The organism is Paracoccus zhejiangensis, from assembly GCF_002847445.1.
GTDB lineage: Bacteria > Pseudomonadota > Alphaproteobacteria > Rhodobacterales > Rhodobacteraceae > Paracoccus > Paracoccus zhejiangensis.
Map to the genome: position 1 here is coordinate 1177013 of NZ_CP025430.1, position 19350 is coordinate 1196362.

The 19350-nt window shown below is 65.6% G+C and carries 13 protein-coding genes, 1 tRNA gene and 2 pseudogenes; 4 read left to right on the plus strand and 12 right to left on the minus strand.

Translation table 11 applies throughout. The features are described 5' to 3' along the window. Positions 1-38: 38 nt before the first annotated feature. Positions 39-1196 carry an AI-2E family transporter gene (locus CX676_RS05825; RefSeq protein ID WP_232816595.1) on the plus strand — a complete coding sequence of 386 codons (1158 nt, stop codon included), beginning with the start codon at positions 39-41 and terminating at the stop codon, positions 1194-1196. 30 nt (positions 1197-1226) lie between these two features. Here the strand turns inward: CX676_RS05825 and CX676_RS05830 are convergent, their stop codons facing one another. The 4 genes from CX676_RS05830 to CX676_RS05845 form a co-directional block, all read right to left on the minus strand. Next, positions 1227-3737 carry a DUF3772 domain-containing protein gene (locus tag CX676_RS05830; RefSeq protein WP_101751777.1) on the minus strand — a complete coding sequence of 837 codons (2511 nt, stop codon included), beginning with the start codon at positions 3735-3737 and terminating at the stop codon, positions 1227-1229. Between the two features lie 6 nt (positions 3738-3743). Further along, positions 3744-4775 carry a cysteine synthase A gene (locus CX676_RS05835; protein ID WP_101751778.1) on the minus strand — a complete coding sequence of 344 codons (1032 nt, stop codon included), beginning with the start codon at positions 4773-4775 and terminating at the stop codon, positions 3744-3746. A 97-nt stretch (positions 4776-4872) separates the two neighbouring features. Next, positions 4873-5964: an NUDIX domain-containing protein gene (locus CX676_RS05840; protein ID WP_101751779.1), complete on the minus strand. Its 1092-nt coding sequence runs from the start codon at positions 5962-5964 to the stop codon at positions 4873-4875. Next, positions 5964-6815, minus strand: coding sequence for a hypothetical protein (locus CX676_RS05845; protein WP_157935854.1), 852 nt, complete (start codon positions 6813-6815; stop codon positions 5964-5966). The genes CX676_RS05840 and CX676_RS05845 overlap by 1 nt, the downstream gene beginning before the upstream one ends. 115 nt (positions 6816-6930) lie before the next feature. On the opposite strand from CX676_RS05845, the gene CX676_RS05850 reads away from it, so the two are divergent. Next, a tRNA-Ser gene (locus CX676_RS05850) sits at positions 6931-7020 on the plus strand. Positions 7021-7060: 40 nt separating this feature from the next. Then, on the plus strand, positions 7061-8374 hold the full coding sequence (locus tag CX676_RS05855) for a tyrosine-type recombinase/integrase (protein WP_101751781.1): 1314 nt from the start codon (positions 7061-7063) through the stop codon (positions 8372-8374). Here the strand turns inward: CX676_RS05855 and istB are convergent. From istB to CX676_RS05875, 4 genes are all read right to left on the minus strand, one after another. Further along, complete coding sequence (gene istB, locus CX676_RS05860) at positions 8298-9062, minus strand: IS21-like element helper ATPase IstB (RefSeq protein ID WP_028095139.1); 765 nt, start codon at positions 9060-9062, stop codon at positions 8298-8300. The two genes, CX676_RS05855 and istB, sit on opposite strands and share 77 nt — an antisense overlap. After that, positions 9059-10546, minus strand: a complete 1488-nt coding sequence (gene istA, locus CX676_RS05865; RefSeq protein WP_157935855.1) for an IS21 family transposase — start codon at positions 10544-10546, stop codon at positions 9059-9061. The genes istB and istA overlap by 4 nt, the downstream gene beginning before the upstream one ends. A 74-nt stretch (positions 10547-10620) precedes the next feature. Next, complete coding sequence (locus CX676_RS05870; RefSeq protein WP_101751783.1) at positions 10621-11142, minus strand: alpha/beta fold hydrolase; 522 nt, start codon at positions 11140-11142, stop codon at positions 10621-10623. Beyond that, complete coding sequence (locus tag CX676_RS05875) at positions 11135-12718, minus strand: flavin-containing monooxygenase (RefSeq protein ID WP_198590288.1); 1584 nt, start codon at positions 12716-12718, stop codon at positions 11135-11137. The genes CX676_RS05870 and CX676_RS05875 overlap by 8 nt, the downstream gene beginning before the upstream one ends. Before the next feature lie 292 nt (positions 12719-13010). Here CX676_RS05875 and CX676_RS05880 point away from each other — a divergent pair, with 292 nt between their 5' ends. Beyond that, complete coding sequence (locus tag CX676_RS05880) at positions 13011-14018, plus strand: AraC family transcriptional regulator (RefSeq protein ID WP_232816638.1); 1008 nt, start codon at positions 13011-13013, stop codon at positions 14016-14018. Positions 14019-14564: 546 nt separating this feature from the next. On the opposite strand, the pseudogene CX676_RS05890 reads toward CX676_RS05880, so the two are convergent. From CX676_RS05890 to CX676_RS05905, 4 genes and pseudogenes are all read right to left on the minus strand, one after another. Continuing rightward, a pseudogene (locus tag CX676_RS05890) lies at positions 14565-15401 on the minus strand (IS481 family transposase). Between the two features lie 137 nt (positions 15402-15538). Next, a pseudogene (locus tag CX676_RS22910) lies at positions 15539-16595 on the minus strand (DDE-type integrase/transposase/recombinase); the annotation flags it as partial. 90 nt (positions 16596-16685) lie between these two features. Further along, entirely contained in the window at positions 16686-18695 is a 2010-nt protein-coding gene (gene cas3, locus CX676_RS05900; RefSeq protein WP_198590289.1) for a CRISPR-associated helicase Cas3', read from the minus strand. Positions 18696-18829: 134 nt separating this feature from the next. Then, positions 18830-19348 (minus strand): gluconokinase, encoded by a 519-nt coding sequence (locus CX676_RS05905; RefSeq protein WP_198590290.1) that lies wholly within the window; start codon positions 19346-19348, stop codon positions 18830-18832. Positions 19349-19350 lie beyond the last annotated feature (2 nt).

The following is a 19350-nucleotide window of genomic DNA, read 5'->3' on the forward strand; positions in this document are numbered from 1 at the left end:
CCTTGGCGCATCCGGCCCCGAATGAGGAAAGAGCAGGCGTGACCACCCCCACCGAATCCGTGCTACGCGAGAGACTGCAAACCGGGTTTCTGGGGATCATCGCCTTTTCGGTGCTGCTGTTCCTCTTGGTGCAGTCGCGCTTCATCCTGATCTCGCTGGCCATTGCCATCATCATCTTCTCGCTGACCTCGGACGCGATCAACGCCATCGCCCGGCAGAAGGTCTCGAACTGGCTGGCGACCACGCTGGCGCTGCTGGGGATCGCGCTGGGGCTGTTGTGGCTTTCGACCACCATCGTCTCGCAGGTGAACGAGGTGGCGCTGACCGCCATCAACTATGCCGAGCAGGCGCAGGCGGCACTGCTGGCGCTGACCACGCAACTCGGGCCGAACGTGACCGAGGCGGCGCAGGCGGCGTTCAACAATTTCGACCTGACCGGCTGGCTGCGCTCGCTCGCGGGCAGCGCCTCGGGCCTCTTGTCCGGCACCGTGCTGGTCATCCTTTTCGTCGGCTTCATGTTCGCCGAGCGTGCCTGGTTCCCGGTGAAGATCGATCGGCTGACCGGCGATCCGGTGAAGGCGCGGCAGGTGCGGGCCATCATTGCCTCGATCATGCATCGGGTGAACCGCTACCTTGTGGTCAAGGCCGCCGTCAGCCTGGTCACCGCCGCCATCGTCTGGGTGATCTTCACCGTCGCCGGGCTGCAACTGGCCGGGCCGGTCGCCATGCTGACTTTCGTCTTGAACTTCATTCCCTCGGTCGGCTCGATCATCGCCACGGTCATCGCCTTCCTGCTGGCCTTCGTGCTGTCGGGCGACATCACGCTGGCGCTGCTGGTCGGGCTGGCCTGCACGCTGACGCAATTCCTGATCGGCAATGTGCTGGACCCGATGCTTCTGGGGCAGACCCTGCGGCTGTCGAGCTTCGGCATCATCCTCAGCCTCGCCTTCTGGGGCGCGGTCTGGGGCGTGCCGGGGATGTTCCTGGCGGTGCCGATCATGGTGGCGTTGATGATCGTCTGCGCCCATATCCCCTGGCTGCGCCCCGTCGCGGTGATGCTGTCACGCGAAGGGCTGCCCGAGGATGGCATGACCGACGAGGAAATCTCGGGCAGTTCGGCCAGCGAGACGGCAAATGAGACCGTGGCCCCGCTGACGGGTCCTGAGGCCGGGCGCAAGGATCACGCGGCGGAATAGCGCCGCGCTCTCCCCAGCCGGGCGCCCGGATCAGCGCCCGCCATCTCCGTCACCACCATCCCCATCACCCGCATCCATATCGGCATCGAAGGTCAGGCGCGGATCGGCCCTGTTCGGTGTCGCAGGCGCCGAGGGCGTTTGGACCGGCGCAGCGATCTTCTTCTCCTCCTCGTCAACAGCCATCGCGGCCTCGGCCCCGGCATGGGCCAGAGCCTCGGGATTGCGCAGCCAAATGTCGCGCTGGACGAAGGGGATCTCGATGCCTTCCTCGCCAAAGCGGCGCACCACCGCGTGCAGCACGTCCGAGGTAACGCCGATCCCGCCCGAGGCATCGGCAAGGATCGCCCGGATCTCGAAATCCATGCTGTCGGCGCCAAGCGCGCGGAACAGCACGGCGGGCGGCGGGTCGATCATCACCGTCGGCTGGTCCTCGATGATCTCGCGCAGGATCTGCTCGACCCTGCGGGTGTCGCTGCCATAGGCGACGCCGACCGGGATGATGACCCGACCATTGCGGTTCGAGCGGGTCCAGTTGGTCACCGGCTGGCTGACCAGATCGCTGTTCGGCACGATCACCTCGGTCCGGTCGAAGGTCTCGACCGAGGTCGAGCGGACCGAGATGCGCTTGACGATGCCCTGCTGTCCGCCGGCATCGACCCAGTCACCGACGCTGATCGGCCGCTCGATCAAGAGGATGATGCCCGAGACGAAGTTCGAGACGATGTTCTGCAGGCCAAAGCCGATGCCCACCGACAGTGCACCGGCGACGATGGCCAGCGAACTGAGGTCGATCCCCGCCGAGGTGACGGCCAGCACCGCCGCGAGGAAGATCCCGACATAGCCGAGGCCCGAGACCAGCGCGTTCTGCCCGCCCGCATCCAGCCGGGTCTTGGGCAGGACCGCTGTGCGCAGCGCCCGCTGCACGCCGCGGGTGATGACATAGCCGAGGGCGAAAACGACGATGAATTTCAGCAGGCCAAACAGCGACAGGTTGATGCCGCCGAAGGTCACACCCTGCTGGATCCGGTTCCAGTATTCGGCCAGATCGGTGCCGGTCGCCCCCCAGATGACGGCAAAGACCGGCAAGCTGAGCAGCACCAGCCCGGCACCCACCATCAGCGGCGCCAGACCCTCGCGTGCACCCTCCTGTCCCTGCGACAGCATGTCGAAGATATCGGCGATCAGGTCCTGCATCAGGATCAGGAAGCTGATCAGCGCCATGGTGAAGATCCACGGCCAGATCAGCGCATTGGCCAGGTTGATCAGGCCATAGGCGCCAAGACCCACCGACAAGACGGCAATCAGCCGCGAGCCTGCACCGGCAACGCCCAGCACCCGGTCGCGCATCCGCACGGAGTCGGGCGGGTTGTAGCTGGGCATCTTGCGCAGCACGTTCCCCAGCCGGAACAAGAGGACGGCGGCGATCACGATCATGACGAAATGCCAGACCGAGGTCGCGCCCGGCGCGAAGGTCATCGGCACCCGGTCGACCTGGGCATCACCGCTTTCATAGATCCCCGACTGCGGCAGCAAAGCGCTGGACAGGATGTGATGCAGCGCGAAGACGAGGCCGAGGAGATTGGTGCAGTTGCGGGCAATGGCGCGCTTGCGCTCGGGCATGTTCAACGTGTCGTAGGCGACTGCAAGGCGGGGATACATCTGCCGCGCCAGCCAGCGCGCGCCGAAGAAGATCACCCCTGCACCGGGCAGCGCCAGAAGGAAGGGCCGCGACCAGTTGCCGAACCAGCCGGTCGCATCCAGACCCCGGATCGCCAGGAACACGCCCAGCATCGGCAAAACGATTTGCCCCAACGAAACGAGGAAGGCCACCACCGCGCGCGAATGTTCCGACGCCCGCGCCGACAGCCGCGAGGGGAGCGTTTCGATCCAGCGACGGCCATAGGTCAACAGCACCAGCGCCAGTGCCAGATAGCCGAAGGCCGGCGGCAGCTTGTCGCGCATCTGGTCCCAGCCACCGGCCTCGGAGCTGAGATCGACCGTCTCGCTGGTCACGCCGCTGGCCAGTTTCACCGCCTCGCTGACGCCTTCGGTCCAGCTGGAGGGCAGAAGCGGCGACGGCGACAGCTGCGCCAGCTCGGTCGCCATGCGATCGGCGATCTGGTTGTCGATTTCCTTGATGATGGAATCGGCGCGGCTGAAGGCCTCGACCGCCGACAGGCGCGGGGCCTGCAGCGTCGAGAGCTGGTCGTTCAGCGTCTTGCGCCGCGCCGCAATCTCCTCGTCCTCGCTGGCACCCTCGGCCGGGGCCGGGCCAAGCGCGGCGATCTGTTCCTTCACCGTCTCGATGCGCGGGGCGTTGGCATTCTGCCCCTGCTGGAACCGATCGCGCCAGTCGATCATCTCGGCGCGGATCTTGGTCAGCTGGTCCTGCGAGGCGCTGTCACCGTCCAGCAGCTGTTCGGCTTCTGCCGCCTGCTGGTCCCATTGGTCGTAATTGATCTCGGCCGGGTTCTGGGCCAGCACCGGCGAGGCAATAGCGATCAGGGCCGTCAGGATGACGGAAAGAAGAAACTGGCGCATGGTGGATCAGCCCTCGAAGACTTCGGGCAGGTCGGGTTTCTCGGCCACCAGCCAATCCGGCACCGGCAGGCCCTTGGCGCGCAGGAAATCGGGGTTGAACAGCTTGGTCTGGTAGCGGTTGCCATAGTCGCACAGGATGGTGACGATGGTATGGCCCGGCCCCATCTCGCGCGCCATGCGGATCGCGCCGGCAAGGTTGATACCGGTCGAGCCGCCCATGACCAGCCCCTCTTCCTTGACCAGGTCGAAGATGATCGGCAGCGCCTCGCTGTCGGGGATGCGCCAGCTGAAATCGGGGGTGAAGCCCTCGAGATTGGCGGTGATGCGGCCCTGCCCGATGCCCTCGGTGATGGAATCTCCGGGGCTGGCGAACTCGCCCGTGGTGTAGAAGCTGTGCAGCGCCGCGCCCTCGGGATCGGCCAAACCGATCTTCACGCCCTTCGGCTGCAGGTACATGGCGACCCCGGCCAGCGTCCCGCCCGAGCCGACGGCGCAGGTAAAGCCATCGACCTTGCCGCCGGTCTGGTCCCAGATCTCCGGGCCGGTGGTCTCGAAATGGGCCATGCGGTTGGCGACATTGTCGAACTGGTTGGCCCAGATCGCGCCATTCGGCTCGGTCTTGGCCAGCGCCTCGGCCAAGCGACCGGAATAGCGGACATAGTTGTTCGGGTTCTTGTAGGGCGCCGCCGGCACCTCGACCAGCGTGGCACCCGCCAGCCGCAGCATGTCCTTCTTTTCCTGGCTCTGGGTCTCGGGGATGACGATCACCGACTTGAAGCCCATCGACGCCCCGACCAGCGCCAGCCCGATGCCGGTATTGCCGGCCGTGCCCTCGACGATGGTGCCGCCCGGACGCAACTGGCCCGAGGCCACCGCGTCACGGATGATATACAGCGCCGCCCGGTCCTTGACCGACTGGCCCGGATTCATGAACTCGCATTTGCCCAGAATTTCGCAGCCGGTTTCCTCGCTGGCCCGGCGAAGCCGGATCAGGGGGGTATTGCCGATGGCTTCGGCGAGGTCCTGGCAAATGCGCATGACGGTGTCCTTCCTGTCTTATGGGTGCGCGGCACGTCGCCCCATTCCTATACGCGCCCGACCGAGCGGGGCAAGCCCGCGCCCCGATCAAAGACGCTCACGCCTCCGCAATCGCGCGCCTGAGATCGGGCAGCCGCGCCTGGAACCACAGGGCCAGCAGCGCCAGCGGCCCGTTGCTGATCTGTCCCTCCATCACCAGCCGCGCCAGCTCGCCGGTCGAGACCAGGTGGCTGCGGATATCCTCGGCCTCGCTGTCGAGCCCGTGAACACCGCCCGCGTCATCGGGCAGATCGGCCTCGGCCACGTAGCAATAGAGGTATTCGCCGATGGCGCCGGGGCTGGGATAGTGGTGCAGCGCCGGGAACATCCGCCCGAGCGGCAGCTGCGCCTCTTCAAGCGCCTCGCGCCTTGCGGCGATCTCGGGCGTCTCGCCCACGTCGATGCGGCCCGCAATTGCCTCCAGCATCCAGGGCTGGCGGTCGCCGCGCATGGCCGGGCCAACGCGGAACTGATCGATCAACAGCACCCGGTCGCGCTTGGCGTCCCAGGGCAGCACGACGACCGCATCGCCGAGAACAAAACCCGCGCGCTTGACCACCGGCGACCAGCCGCCGCCATGCAGCCGGTGGCTGAGATGCATCTCCTCGACGGCGAAGAAATCGGCATAGGGTTCGGCCCGCTCCTCGACCCGCCAGAGCGGTCCCGGCTCGTCCGGGCTAAAGCCGGCAAGGCCGCCGCCGGTCAGCGGGTCCGCCGCCGCGCGCAAGGTGCTCTCGACCCAGGTGCCGATCATTGGCAGGCGCCGGGCGATCTCGGCCGGACTGCGGTCCTCGGGTGTCTCCAGGATGGCACGGGCAATGCCCGCGACCAGATCGGCCGGCCAGCGATCCGCCGACCACGCGACCCCGCCCGGCCCCTGCGCCACGGCCCCCATCATCCTCAGGCCCTGGTGCGGCACCGGTGCGAGGCCCATCACCGCGGCGTAGCGTGCAAGCTGCGGCGTCATCGTCACCGCCAGCGCCGCCACCTGCCCCGGCCCCGGTTGCCTGACCGGCCAGCCATGCCGGTCAATCCCGGCGCGCTGGCCGCCGACCAGCCGCCCGTCGAGCGTCATCTCGCGCCCGGCGAGCCCAAGCGCGGCCCGCAGCGAGGGATGGGCCAGCGGCCCGACAAGAACCACCTCGGCCATCAGAGCTGCCTGCCCGCGATATGCAGCGCCGCCGCCGCGCCCATCTCGCGCGAGATCGCGGTATAGACCTGCTCGTAGGCGCCGTTCACCGCGGACCACAGCCCCTTGCCCGCCTCGGAGGTACCGAAATCGACATAGCGCGCCAGGTCCTCGTCGCTCAGCGGCGAATAGGCCAGCATCAGGTAGGCCGGCAGCCATTCCTCGATCATCGCCCGGATGTCGGGCTCCTGCGCCCAGGTCTCCTCCAGCATCTCGGCATCGGTCATCGGCATCTGGAACCCGCCCTCGGCACCGAATCCCTTGGAAAAGGCCAGCGCCTCGTTCAGCGCCGCAGCGATGGTCGGTTCCAGGAGATCGGCCCCCTCGATCAGCCGGTTGATCGTGGTCAGACGCGGTGCCTCGACGTCCAGCGCGTGCTGGAAGGCGGCGATGGCCCCATCCTCGGTATCCTGGTCGATGATCGCCCGGCGCGCCTGCAATTCCAGTTCCACCACCTGCCGCCCCAGCGGCGTCTCGAGGAAATCCAGCGCCGTCTGGGTCAGCCCCGCCGGTTCTTCGGCCAAGGCCTTGGTCACGGCGGTGTGCAGAAGTCCGCTCAGCCGACGGGGGTCATGGATGGCCGAGACCCGCTTGCGCCAGCCGGCATCGCTGCCATGCTCGAACAGCATCTCGGCCATCTCGTCGCCCTGGTTCAGCGCCTCGTCCTGCATGACCACCAGCATCTCGTCCAGCCGCAGCGCCTGCCACAGCCGCGCCTCGACCGAGGCCCCGGGCGCCTCGACCCGGCTTTCGGCCAGAGCCGGACCAGCCGGCATTACCAGCCCCACCCCGGCCAGGCATCCGAGGAGCATCAGCACCCTGTTCATGAAGAATCGGCCTTTCGCATTTCAGTTGGCTTTTTTCGCCGAACCCCCCTTGCGCTTCAACCCCCGCCCGTCTAATTCCCGCCTCACCACACCAAAGCGCGGAGAGGTGCCGGAGTGGTCGAACGGGGCGGTCTCGAAAACCGTTGAGCCTTCACGGGTTCCGTGGGTTCGAATCCCACCCTCTCCGCCACTTTCTATAAAGCACTGTTTTCTCTAAGGTTTTTCTGCCGATGTCCAAGCCGACGTTGTCCAAAATGGACCACAGAAAGGCTGAAGACGTGCAGTATCTCGTGCAACCTCGCGGCCCCGGCAAGAGCTGGGTTTTCAGGATGGTGACGCCCCTTGCCCTATTGGGGCTGCCGAACCCTCGGGATGGGAAGCGACTGGGCAAGGAAATCAAACGCGGCCTTGCCACTCGTCACCTACCCGACGCCCGCAAGCGCCGCGACATTCTCTTGGGTGACTTGCGCCAACTTGAAGCACAGCAAGGCGACAAGGGTGCATTCTCGCTGCCGTCAGCCTTCGAGTGGCGAGAAGCGATTGCCGCAGACGCCGCCGCGAACCCCGATGATGCTCACGGTCGTCTTGAAATGCTGCTGCACGGCAAACTACAAGCCGCCGCCGCCCGTGGCTTCCCTGTGGATCAACTGAGGCGGTTCTCTCGGGTCGCCACAGGGAAGGGGTATCCGCTGGAACGCGCCCTTGCCGAATACATCGAAGCCCGCCGCCCCGGAAATCCGTCGCAGTTTAAGCCGATCAGCCAGTCTACGGTGGATAACCTGAAGACCGCTGCCAAGCACCTGCGGGCTTTCCTCCGCGACACCGACAACACGGTGTGCCTTGAAGACCTGACACCCGAAGCTTCCCGCCGCTTCCGTGTCGAATACCTGCCCCGCCTGACTGGCCGGCGCAACCCGCACGGCATGGCGGCAAAGACGGTGGAAAAGAACATCACACTGCTTGCTGGTGTGTGGATATGGGCTGGCGATGTGGGCAAGACCCCAAAGCGGTATGGCAATCCATGGGTATTCCAAAGCGGCATCAAGCGAACCGCCAAGGCTGCGCAATCCCGCGAAGACTTCAAGCCGCAAGAGGCTGCAAAGCTGCTGGCCGCGTCGCTACGCGGCACACGCCAGGGCGACTTGCTCCGCCTTGCCTTCGCCACAGGCTGCCGCATTGACGAAATCGCCACCCTGAAAACCGATCAGGTCCGCGTAGATGGCTCCGGCTTTCGCATCGCCCGCGGCAAGAACGCGAATGCCCTGCGCTTTGTCCCCGTGGTGGCGGATGCACAGACGCTCTTAGCGGCCCGTGTGGCGGCACATGGCGCGTCGGGTAGGTTGTTCTGTCAACGGCGGAGCAAAAACCGGCCACGGGGCGGCGCAAAAGCAGGCCACTTTCTTGCGCGCTTGAGCCCGCCGGGAGGGCGTAGCCCGAGCGGCGGGCTCAAGCGCGCGTTGCGGTTTTCTATGGGGTCTGGCCGGCGTTTCGGGCCCGACTTTGCGCGAGCCTGTAGCTCTCGCCATTCATCTCGAGGATGTTGACGTGGTGGGTCAGGCGGTCGAGCAGAGCGCCGGTCAGCCGCTCTGTTCCGAAGGTCTCGGTCCATTCGTCGAACGGCAGGTTGCTGGTGATGAGCGTGGCGCCGCGCTCGTAGCGTTGCGAGATCATCTCGAAGAGTAGCTCGGCGCCGGTCTTTGACAGAGGCACGAAGCCCAGTTCATCGATGATGAGCAGTTTGACCGAAGCCAGCTGCTTCTGGAGCCGCAGGAGGCGGCGCTCGTCGCGGGCTTCCATCAACTCGTTGACCAGTGCCGCGGCCGTAGTGAAGCTGACCGACATTCCTTTCTGACAAGCGGCCAGTCCCAGCCCCAGAGCAACATGCGTCTTGCCCGTGCCACTCGGTCCGAGCGCAATGACGTTTTCGCGCCGCTCGATCCATTCGCAACGGGCAAGGTCCAGCACCTGCATCTTGTTGAGCTTCGGGATCGCCTTGAAGTCGAAGCTGTCCAGGCTCTTCTTGGCGGGGAACTTTGCAACCTTGATCCGGCGTTCGATCATCCGTCCCTCGCGGTCGATCAGTTCCAGTTCGACCAGTCGGGCGAGGAACTGGACGTGGTCCAGGCCCTCGGCTGCACATTGGCGCGCCAGCTTCTCGTGCTCCCGCAAGAAGGTCGGGAGCTTCAGCGTCTTCAGGTGATGAGCAAGCAGGATCTGCGGCGCACCGGTCATGCCGCGTCTCCCGACAGCAGAGACATGTAGCTTGCCGCCGAGGTGGTCCCCACGTTGGCCCGCGGCAGGTAGGGATAGACATCGAGGTCCAGCTTCGGCGGCCGTTTCTCAACATGGCAGAGAGCGAGGTGCTTCACGGCATCGAAGCCGACAGCGCCCAATTGCAGGGCCTTCTTCACGGCCGCGTGGAGATCATCGATGTCGAAGGTTTCCAGCAGGCGCAAAACCTGCACATATTCCCGGCGTCCCGCCTTGATCATCCGCGCCTCCATCAGGCGGCGCAGGGTTGCGAACTCCGGCGGCAGGTTCCATTCGGCAAGAGGCGCGGCCTGATCCAAAGCATTGATCTTCCTCTCGATGAGCGGGAGGTAATGCACCGGATCGAACACCATGTCCTCGCGGTCATAGCAGCGGGGGTGGCGTGCGATGAGCTCGCCACCGCAGCCGATCACAACCTCGTCGACATAGCCCCTGATCCAGACATCGCGGTGGCCGTAGGCGACCGGCACCGAGTAATCGTTGGTCTTGTAGCGCACCAGCGCTTGGGAACTGACTCGCCCGGTGGCTTGGTCGCAGGCATCGAACGGCGCGGGTGGCAGATCAGACATCACGACCAGATCTCGCACGAGGCGTTCCCCGATGGTCTCGGACTGGCCGCGCAGAACATCCGCCTGACGTTTGCGACACTGCTCCTCCAGATAGGCGTTGAACGAAGCCCAACTCACAAACCGCGGGACCGGGACCATGAAGTTGCGGCGGGAATAGCCGACCAATCCTTCCGCGTTGCCCTTGTCGTTCCCCTTGCCGGGGCGGCCATAGCGGTCTCGGAACAGGTAGTGGGACAGGAACCCGCTGAAGAGCGTGGCCCGCTGACGTGTGCCGTCCGCCAGGATCTTCGCAACAAGACAGCGATCGTTGTCGTAGAGGACCGATACCGGCACCCTGCCGAAGAAGGCGAAGGCGTGGACGTGGCCGTCTACCCAGGCTTCCGCTGTCGCCGCGGGATAGGCGCGCACGAAGCAGGCATCACTGTGCGGCAAGTCCATAACGAAGAAGTGCGCCTTCTGCTCGACGCCGCCGATGACGACCACAGCCTCGCCGAAGTCGGCCTGGGCATGTCCTGGCGGATGGGCTAGCGGCACGAAAATCTCTCGGCCGCGCCGCTCGCGCTCCCGCATATAGTCCTTGATGATCGTATAGCCGCCGGTGAAGCCATGCTCATCGCGAAGCCGCTCGAATACCCGCTTCGCCGTGTGCCGTTGCTTTCGATGGACCTCGCGATCCCCCTCCAGCCAGCCATCGATGATCTCGGTGAACCCATCCAGCTTCGGCCGCTTCACCGGCGCCGTCCGCCGGTATCCAGGCGGAACCGAGAACGCCAACATCTTCCGAACGCTGTCGCGGGAAACCCCAAACTGACGCGCAGCCTCGCGCTGGCTCATGCCTTCTGAACAAGCCAGGCGAACCTTCCGATACAAATCCACGGTGAAAATCCTCCCGCCCTCCCTGTCGCCAGAAAGGGTAAAGGTGGACGACTTTTACGCCGCCCGCAGCGGGCTCATCCCGCCGCTACCGTGGTCGACTTTCTCACCGCCGTTCTCACCGGCTGCCCGACCTTCTTCGCACCCGTGGTCGAATAGATCGAGGTCAGCGACAGAACCCGGTCGGGAACTGTCGCGGCGATGGTCTGCGCGATCATCCCGCCCATCGAGCGGCCGACCAGATGCACCCGGCCAATCCCCAGGTGATCCAGGACGCCGGTCGCATCAGCGGCCATGTCGGCCAGCGAATAGGCATCCTTGCGGGGCCGCGCCAGCACCTGACGCCAGACCATCGGCGCCGGACGGGATGCGAAGGTGGACCTGCCGACATCGCGGTTGTCCATGGTGATCACGCGGAAGCCGCGGGCCACGAGGGCGGAGACGAACTCGCCGCCCCAGGCATTGATATCCTCGCCCAGCCCCGCGATCAGCAGCAGGGCCGGATCGGATGCCTTGCCGAGGTCCCGAAAGCAGATGGTCGTTCCGGACGGAACCGTCGCGAAGCGCTCGGCGTCCAAGATGCCGCCCTGCTCACGCATGGGCCTCTTGCCCTTGATTGACGTGACGGGTAGGACGCGCGCTGGAGCCGAATTTCAGATGCTCGTCAAAGACCGGGCCGCGCAGGGCCTTGGCATCCTCGACATAGGACATGGCCATGCGCCACGGCTTGGCCGGTCCTTGGCTCGGCAGGATGCGCGCGCCACGCTTGGCATAGCCGGCCTGCAGGTCCATGATCGGCCTGCGGTCCATGCCCGTATCCGCAACCGCCATCGCCCGGTCGTAGCCATTGGCGTCCATATGCTTCACCAGATCGATAAAGTAGCGGCACATCAGGCCGACCTTCAGTGTCCAGGACGACGTGGTATAGCCGATCGCCATGGCCCAGTTGGGAATGCCGCTCAGCAGCATGCCGCGATAGGCGAAGGAGTCGGTGATGTCGATCTTGGTGCCGTCGACCGTGATCGGCATCCCGTCGAACAGCCGCAGGTTCAGGCCGGTCGCCATGATGATGACATCGGCCTCCAACTCTTCGCCGGAATCCAGCACGATCCCGCGCTTGCTGAACCGGGTGATCCGGTCGGTCACGACGCTGGCGGCCCCTGACGAGATCGCGTCGAAGAAATCGCCGTCCGGCGCCAGGCAAAGGCGCTGGTCCCAGGGGTCGTAGGGCGGGTTGAAATGCTTGTCGACGTCAAAGCCCTTGGGCAGGCGCTTGATGTTCTCGCGCCGGATCAGCCAGCGGCCCAGCTTGGGGAAGCTGCGCAGGAACTTGACCACGCCCCGGTCGAACCAGATGTTCTTGAACCGCGCGGCGGCATAGCCACGCTTCTCACCCAGATATTTGCTGAGCGCCAAGGCCATCGTGTCGACGCGCGGCATTGCCAGGACATAGGTCGGCGTCCGCTGCAGCATGGTCACATGGCTGGCCGCGCCGGGCCCTTTCAGCATCGACGGCACGATGGTGATCGCCGTCGCGCCGCTGCCGATCACCACGACCTTCTTGCCGGCATAGTCGAAATTTTCCGGCCAGTGCTGCGGGTGGATGATGGTTCCCTCGAACTCGTCCTGCCCCTGGAACTGCGGCGTGAAGCCTTCGTCATAGCGATAGTAGCCGGTAGCCGCGAAAACCCACCCGGCCCGCAGCGTCTTGGTGCTGACCTCACCCGTCGCCGGATCGGTCGCCTCGACGGTGAGGGTCCAGCGGGATTGGGCCGAGTCCCAGTCAGCCGCCATGACACGATGGCGCAGCCGGATCAGGCCCGTCAGGCCATTCTCGCCCACCGTTTCCTTCAAATAATCGAGGATCAGCGGCGCATCGGCGATGGCGTGGTCGTGGCGCCAGGGCTTGAACTCGTAGCCGAAGGTATGGAGGTCCGAATCCGAGCGGATCCCCGGGTAGCGGAACAGGTCCCAGGTGCCGCCGACGCTGTCGCGCGCCTCGAGCACGCAGACGGTCTTTCCGGGAAGCTCGCGGCGAATATAGCTCGCGGCCCCGATGCCGGAGATACCCGCGCCGATGATGACGACGTCGAGTTCTTCGACGGCGTTCTGCCGCTCGACGACCACCCGGTCACTCGCATTGGTCGTCATGGCGCTTTCCATAGTCATGAGCATGGCCCTTCCCTCCTCCTTCGCCCCGGCGTCTCCTCGATCGCCCGTGACGGGTTCCCAACTCGTGATGCGGCACCAGAGACGATGGGTCGGGACCGGTCTCGCCCTGCGGCGACGGATAACCTACCCTCGATGCTCAACCTGCCGATCTCACGTCTCACCGCAGCGATGCGGCCCAATCGTAGGAAGGAAGATAGCTGTGGAGACCACGCCGGGTCTTGCTTTTGCGTGACAGATTATTGATCTTGAGCGACAAGAGGAGAGGGACGTGTCTGGCTCAGAAGACTTGGACATCGTGCGCGCGGGATCGCTGGTCGATTTTCAGACCGCCCTCCGTGACGCGGGGGGCGACTTCGACGCCAGCATCCGCGCGTTCGGCCTCAATCCTGCGGACATGGAGGTGCCCGACAAGTTCGTCCGCTACAGCTCGGTCGTTCTGGCGATTGAAGCAGCGGCGCGCAAACTGGGGGTCGCGGATCTTGGCCTGCGCATCAGCGCATTGCAAAGCCCGGACTCGTTCGGACCTCTCTGGCTGTTGATGAAATCCGCGCCGACGGTGCGTGACGGTATTCTGCTGGGGATCAAGCATGCCAGCTTCTACGTCCCGGCACAGGGATACCGGCATTTCCGCTCGGCCGACGGCAAGCTGGAATGTATCGAGATGTTTCAGCGGGTGCTCGATCTGCCGGCCATGCCGCAGACGGCCGAGAACGCCGCCGGCCAGCTTCACCGTTTCGTGCTCGAGCTGTCCGATCACGCGACCCGCCCGGCCGAGATCCACTTTCGCCACCCGCAGGTCGGCAGCGACGACCAGTACCGGCGCCATTTCGGGATCGTGCCGCAGTTCGACTCTGATTTCGACGGCATCGCGGTTGATCCGGCGGGTTTTCGGCGCCGCATCCCGGACCAGAGTCCGTTGCTGAGGCAGTTCATCGAGCGTTTCCTTTCGGGCGTTACCCCGGAAGAAGGACACACGACCGTGCATCAAGTCTCTGCCCTGCTGCACAACCTCGTGCGGGCCAACATGGCTGAACTTGCGACTGTTGCCGCCCTGATGGGCCAGCATCCGCGCACGCTTCAGCGCCGCCTGGGTGCCGAGGGCGCAAGGTTCGAGGATCTGCGCGACGCGGCGCGGAAGGAACTGGCGCGGCAGTTGCTGGCGCAGCGGCATCTGAGCCTCGCCCAGATCGGCATCATGCTCGGCTATGCCGACCAGCCCGTCCTGACCCGCGCCTGCCGGCGCTGGTTCGGCACGACGCCACTGCGGCTGCGGCGGGGAACAGTGCACGACACGCATCCATAGCTGCCGGGTGCTGGGCCTGACCGGTCTGATCGCACGAGACGATCCGGCCCGTGGCGCGCTGAAACCGGCGCGGCCTGTCGTCACGGCTGGCCGAACCGGGATCACCCCAGCCGGTAGTTCGGGCTTTCCCGCGTGACCTGCACGTCATGGACATGGATTTCCATTCAAGATATATCATGATTTTTCAGTTAATTGTCGCTTTTAGTTCGTCAGTTTTCTTCAGTTTCCGTCAGGTGTCCTTCGTCAGATAGTTTGGGCCTCTGAGCGCGATTGCCATGAGGCGGATCTGGCTTATCCGGTTTGGAGTTTCGCTGCGTCCCGCTGATTACTCAATCGGCGCCGCTTCATCGTCTGCTCCTTGATCGTACTGCTTTCGCTGACGATTGCGTTAGCACGGCCAAAGGATGCGTCGGCGGGCATGGGATTGCCGATGCTCACGCGACAACGGTGATGGTTGTCGTGGTCGGCGAACGCGCCGATCGTGACCTCAAGGGCACCTGGTAGATCGTGGTTCTCGAGCAGGATACGGTTCTTTAGCACCAGCGTCTAGCTGTGAGATCTTATCACGTTGTTCACCCTTGAGAGGGGTGGCAGGTCGTTGAGAGCAGAGTGTGGCCTTGATCGGTTGAACCAGTCAATCCATCGGGGCAGGTCTGCGTTTCTGGCGTCAGACGAGGGATGGGCAAGGCCATAGGCCCATTCGCGCAGGAGGGTTTGGATGAACCTTTCGGCCTTGCCGTTGGTCTTGGGCGTATAGGGTCCGGTGAAGATGTGGCGAATGCCGAGCCACCGCAGCGCCTTGGCGAAACGGCGGGAGCGATAGGCGCTGCCGTTGTCGGTCTCACCCGCTCGGCCCGGACGCTCTGGGCGCGGAACCAGCGGAGCGCGCGCAAGAGGAAGCCGATGGTCGTGTCCTTGCGCTCGTCGCCCAGCAACTCGACATAGGCCAGACGGGTGGCGTCATCCACCGCGACATGCACGAATTCCCAGCCCGCGCCACGGTTGAGGCAACTGACCCGCGTGCCGGTGACGCGGTGGCCGGGCCTCTCGAACCGGCCCAGCTTCTTGATATCCAAGTGGATCAGCTCGCCCGGCCGTTCGCGCTGGTAGCGCCGCACCGGTTCGGGTGGATCGAGCCGCGCGAGCCGCCCCAGGCCTTCGCGCCGAAGCCAGCACGAAACGGTGGACCGAGCCAGACTGAGTTTCGCCGCAATCGCCGCCCCTGTCATCCGCAGGCTCCGGCGCAGATGGAGGATCAGGACCACTGTCGCCTGCGGCAGCCGCCCCACCACTCGGGCGGGCGCGCTTGCGCACCGTGCGAACCGTAACGGCAAGGGCCACAGCAACCTCCGACGCGCTCTGGCCCCCGATGATACGGGCCATAATCTATTCTCGACTGTGAAGCGTCAGGCGGGCATTCTGATGCGGGTTGTTCATCCTGCTGAGGCTCCGGTTGTGGTTTGGCGATTGCAGCCTACCCCGTTCCGGGTGAACAACCTGCTGAGACTTCACAGCTAGGACTCGATCTTGCCCTGGATCTGGGGGGTGGTTCGGAGTTCCGCGGACATGGTCCATGCCCTGGTACTCGAGCCACTCGGTCAGATCGCCGGAGACGTAGCTGGAGCGGTTGTCGGATGGCAGCCTCGGCTTGTGCCGGACCTGCCGCTGTCGCAGCCCGATGCGGCGAGCGCCAACTCCGGCGTGTCGGTGACATCGCGGGCCTTCAGGGTCGTGCAAAGCTTCCATGCCACGAAGGCGCGCGAGACGTCGTCCAGGATCGTGCCGAGAGAGGACCAGCCCCGGCCGGTGATCTTCAGTGAGGCGAAATCGGTCTGCCACATCTGGTTCGGCCGCTTGGTCTTGTCCCGTATCTCGTCTATTGCCTTGATCACCACGAAAGCGCGGCTGGCGATGAGATCATGCGCCTTGAGGATGGGGTAGACCAAAGCCTCTGACGCGAAATGCCTTTCCGTGTCGGTGAAGCGCAGCACGCGTTCCCGTGGCGACAACTCCGTTTCATCGAGCGCCCGACACTCGATCCCCTCCCGGATCTCGTCGGGACTGCGAGTCCAGACCCGGCCGGGATGCGGCTTTCGGACTTCAAGGCCCGCCTCGCCCAAGGCCAGGGAGCGGTCGTACCAGCGGTAGAAGGTGGGTATGCCGAGCCGGTCCAGCCTGCGCTTCGCCCGAAGATGGGAGCCTTCGAGGAGACGGATGATCCCGAGCTTCTCAGATGCAGGGGACCTCACACCTCGTCTCCCCATCCGCGATCATGCCCTTTTTGAGCAGACAGTTCTCGAGGGTGAGATCGGCAAAGGCCTCCTTGAGGGCGGCCCCCTCGACCCGGAGCTCTTTCATTCCAGGGACTCGATGCCTGGCCTGCGGTATCGCCCACCAAGCAGCGCTTCCCGGCTTCGTGGACCTCCTCGACCAGCTGTCGTACAGGCTCGTCGCGATGCCCTCACGGCGGCAGAGATCGGCGATGCTCTACTCGCCGCGCAGGCCCTCAAACACGATCCTGATCTTCTCTTCCGCTAAATGATGCCTGCGAGTTCGACAGCGGATGTCCTTGACGATCCGCTCGGCGGAAGGCTTTGCCGTTCCGGGGTTCTATGTCATCTCCACCCCTTGGCGGTTACGATGAGCCAGAAACCCTCCATTACAAAATCACACCAGATGTCCCAAGCGCGCTGACGGGGGACAGGTTGGCGCTGACCCCAGCCCGTTCTCATAGTTCCGCCCCGCCAGCCGATCCAGCCCCCCTTCGGGGCAGAAGACCAGCGCCCGCGCCGCTGCGAAACCTTGAGGCCGGGGCCGGGCGTGGCGATGCAGCCGCCCGAGCCGCTGCAGCAGCACATCCATCGGGCAGAGATCGGTCAGAAGGACATCCGCATCGATGTCCAGGCTTTGCTCCAGCGTCTGCGTGCCGATCACGATGCAGCCTGAACCCGCCGCGAGATCCGGCGCCAGCGCCGCCTCGACCGCCCGGTCCAGCAAGGCCCGGTCCTCGGCGGCAAAGCGGGCGTGGTGCAGTGCCGGAGCGCCGGCGACCTGCAACAGCAGATCGGCACGACCGGCCTCTTGCACCGCGCGCCAGCATTCCGCCGCCGCGCCGACGGTGTTGCGGATGACCAGCACGCGCGCGCCCTGCCCCGCCGCCGCGATCGCACGGCCCGCCATCTCGTCTGCCGCCATGCTGTCCACGGCGGTCAGACCGATCTGCTTGTCCTGCCCCGGCGCGATGCGGATGACCGGCGCGCCGGGAACCCACAAGGCCGGGAATGGCGCGGCCCGCCCCTCGTCGGCCGAGGGGCATGGCTGCCCCAGGTAGGCCGAGCGTGCCACCGCACCCAAGGTCGCCGACATCAGGAAGGCATGGCCCCCGGCACCCAGATGCGCGCGCAACAGCGCCTGGTTGATGACGGTCATATAGCTGTCCGAGGCGTGAACCTCGTCGATCACCAGCAGGCTGCGGCTCAGCGCCGCGCCGCGCAGATGGGCATGTTTCACCTGCAGGGCCGCCAGCATGGCCTGGTCAACCGTGCCGACGGCGACACTCGCCGCCAGGAACCGCGTCGCGTGCTCGGCCGCCCAACGTGACTTGACCGGCTCTTCCGCGTCATCCCAGACCGTGACGAAATCCGGCAGCGCCCGGCCCGTCGCCTCGCCCGCGACACGCTGGCCGGGGATGGCCAGAACCGGCTCGGGCGCGGCATCGCCGAAGAGGTTACGGACCGCCAGGCAGACCCGGCGGTGCAGCTGCCGCGCTGCCGCCCGGGTCGGGACCGCGAAATACAGCCCCGACACCTTTCCCGCCGCGGAAAGCCGGGCGAAATGCCACAGCGCCGCCTCGGTCTTGCCCGATCCGGTCTCGGCCTCGAGGATGGCGAGCCGCGCATCCGGCGAGATCTCCGCGATGGCCGCCTGAGCGGCGCTCGGCGAAAAGCCGGTCATCCGACCGAAATCCGCATCCGGCAGACCCGCGACCTGCCGATCCAGCCCGATCTGTCGCAGCGCGTGTTCCGCTCGGGCCCTCGAGGTCACCAGGTAATCCGCATCGGGCTCGGCTTCGAACGGAAAGAAATCGCGATCCGACCCGATCCAGTCGGCCAGCGCCAGAAGCCCGGCATAGAGATGCTGGAAGGCCGCGGCCTCGGGCAGCGGGGCCGGCTCCAGGTCGGGAAAGGCCGCGTCGAAGAACGCCTGGTAATCCGCCGCATCGGCCATCCATGCCTGACCGGGCCACTGCCCGGGTGCGCGGTGACTGGGCTCGACCGGTTTGCCGTGATGGGCAAAGACGGCCGCGAGGTAGGGCATCATCCGCGCATCGCGCTGGAACAGCCGGGCGGCAAGCAACTTCAAGGGATGTGCTGCCTCGCGCGCGGCCAGCCCCAGCAGGCCGCATCCGGCCGAAGAATGGCTGATCCGTTCCGATCCGCCCCGGGCCTTGGACTGGAACGCCGGGTGCAGCTTGCCGATATCATGGATGAAGGTCAGCGCCACGAGCCGCCTGACCGCCGCGTCGGACACTGCACCACCGGCTGCCGCCGCCAGCGCCCGGCGGAACTCCGGCAGGGCAACCAGCGCCTCGAAGACCATCGCCACATCGGCTGAGTGCGCGGTCAGCGTATGTCGGCCCCCGGTCCCGTCCAGCTTGCCCCAGGCGACCGACTGCATCATCCACCTCTGGCCAACTAACAGAGATGAACACTATCCTGCGTGCGATTCCCATAGCGCGAGGCGCAACAATTCGGCTCGTAGATCAGCGACTACGCTGATCCTCCGTCTCCTAAACACTGCGGCAGACCACTTCAGTGGGAGGGGATCAACCACGCCCGCGCCCGCATCAGGATCGCCTCAGGGTCTTCGGAGACGTCGCAGCTCAGCACATTGGCGCCGACAGGTGGTTCCAGCGTGGCGATCTGGCTGTCGAGGAGGGAGGGGTTCATGAAATGACCGGCCCGCGCCCGCATCCGCGCGGCGATCACCTCGCGGGAGCCGCCGAGATGGATATAGCGGATCGGCAGGGCCGCCGCCGCGTGCAGGCGTTCGCGATAGACCTGCCTGAGCGCCGAGCAGGCCGCGACCGCCCTGCCCTCGCGCCGGGCAAGCTGGCCCAGTTGCCGGCCCACGGCGTCGAGCCAGGGCCAGCGATCCGCGTCGGTCAGGGCGATGCCGGCTGCCATCTTCTGCTGGTTTTCCCAGCTGTGCAGGTCGTCGGCCTCGATGAACGGGGCCGAGAGCGACTCCGCCAGTGTCCGGGCGAGCAGCGACTTGCCAGAGCCGCTGACCCCCATGACGATCACCGCAAGATCCGACCTCTCTGCCATGC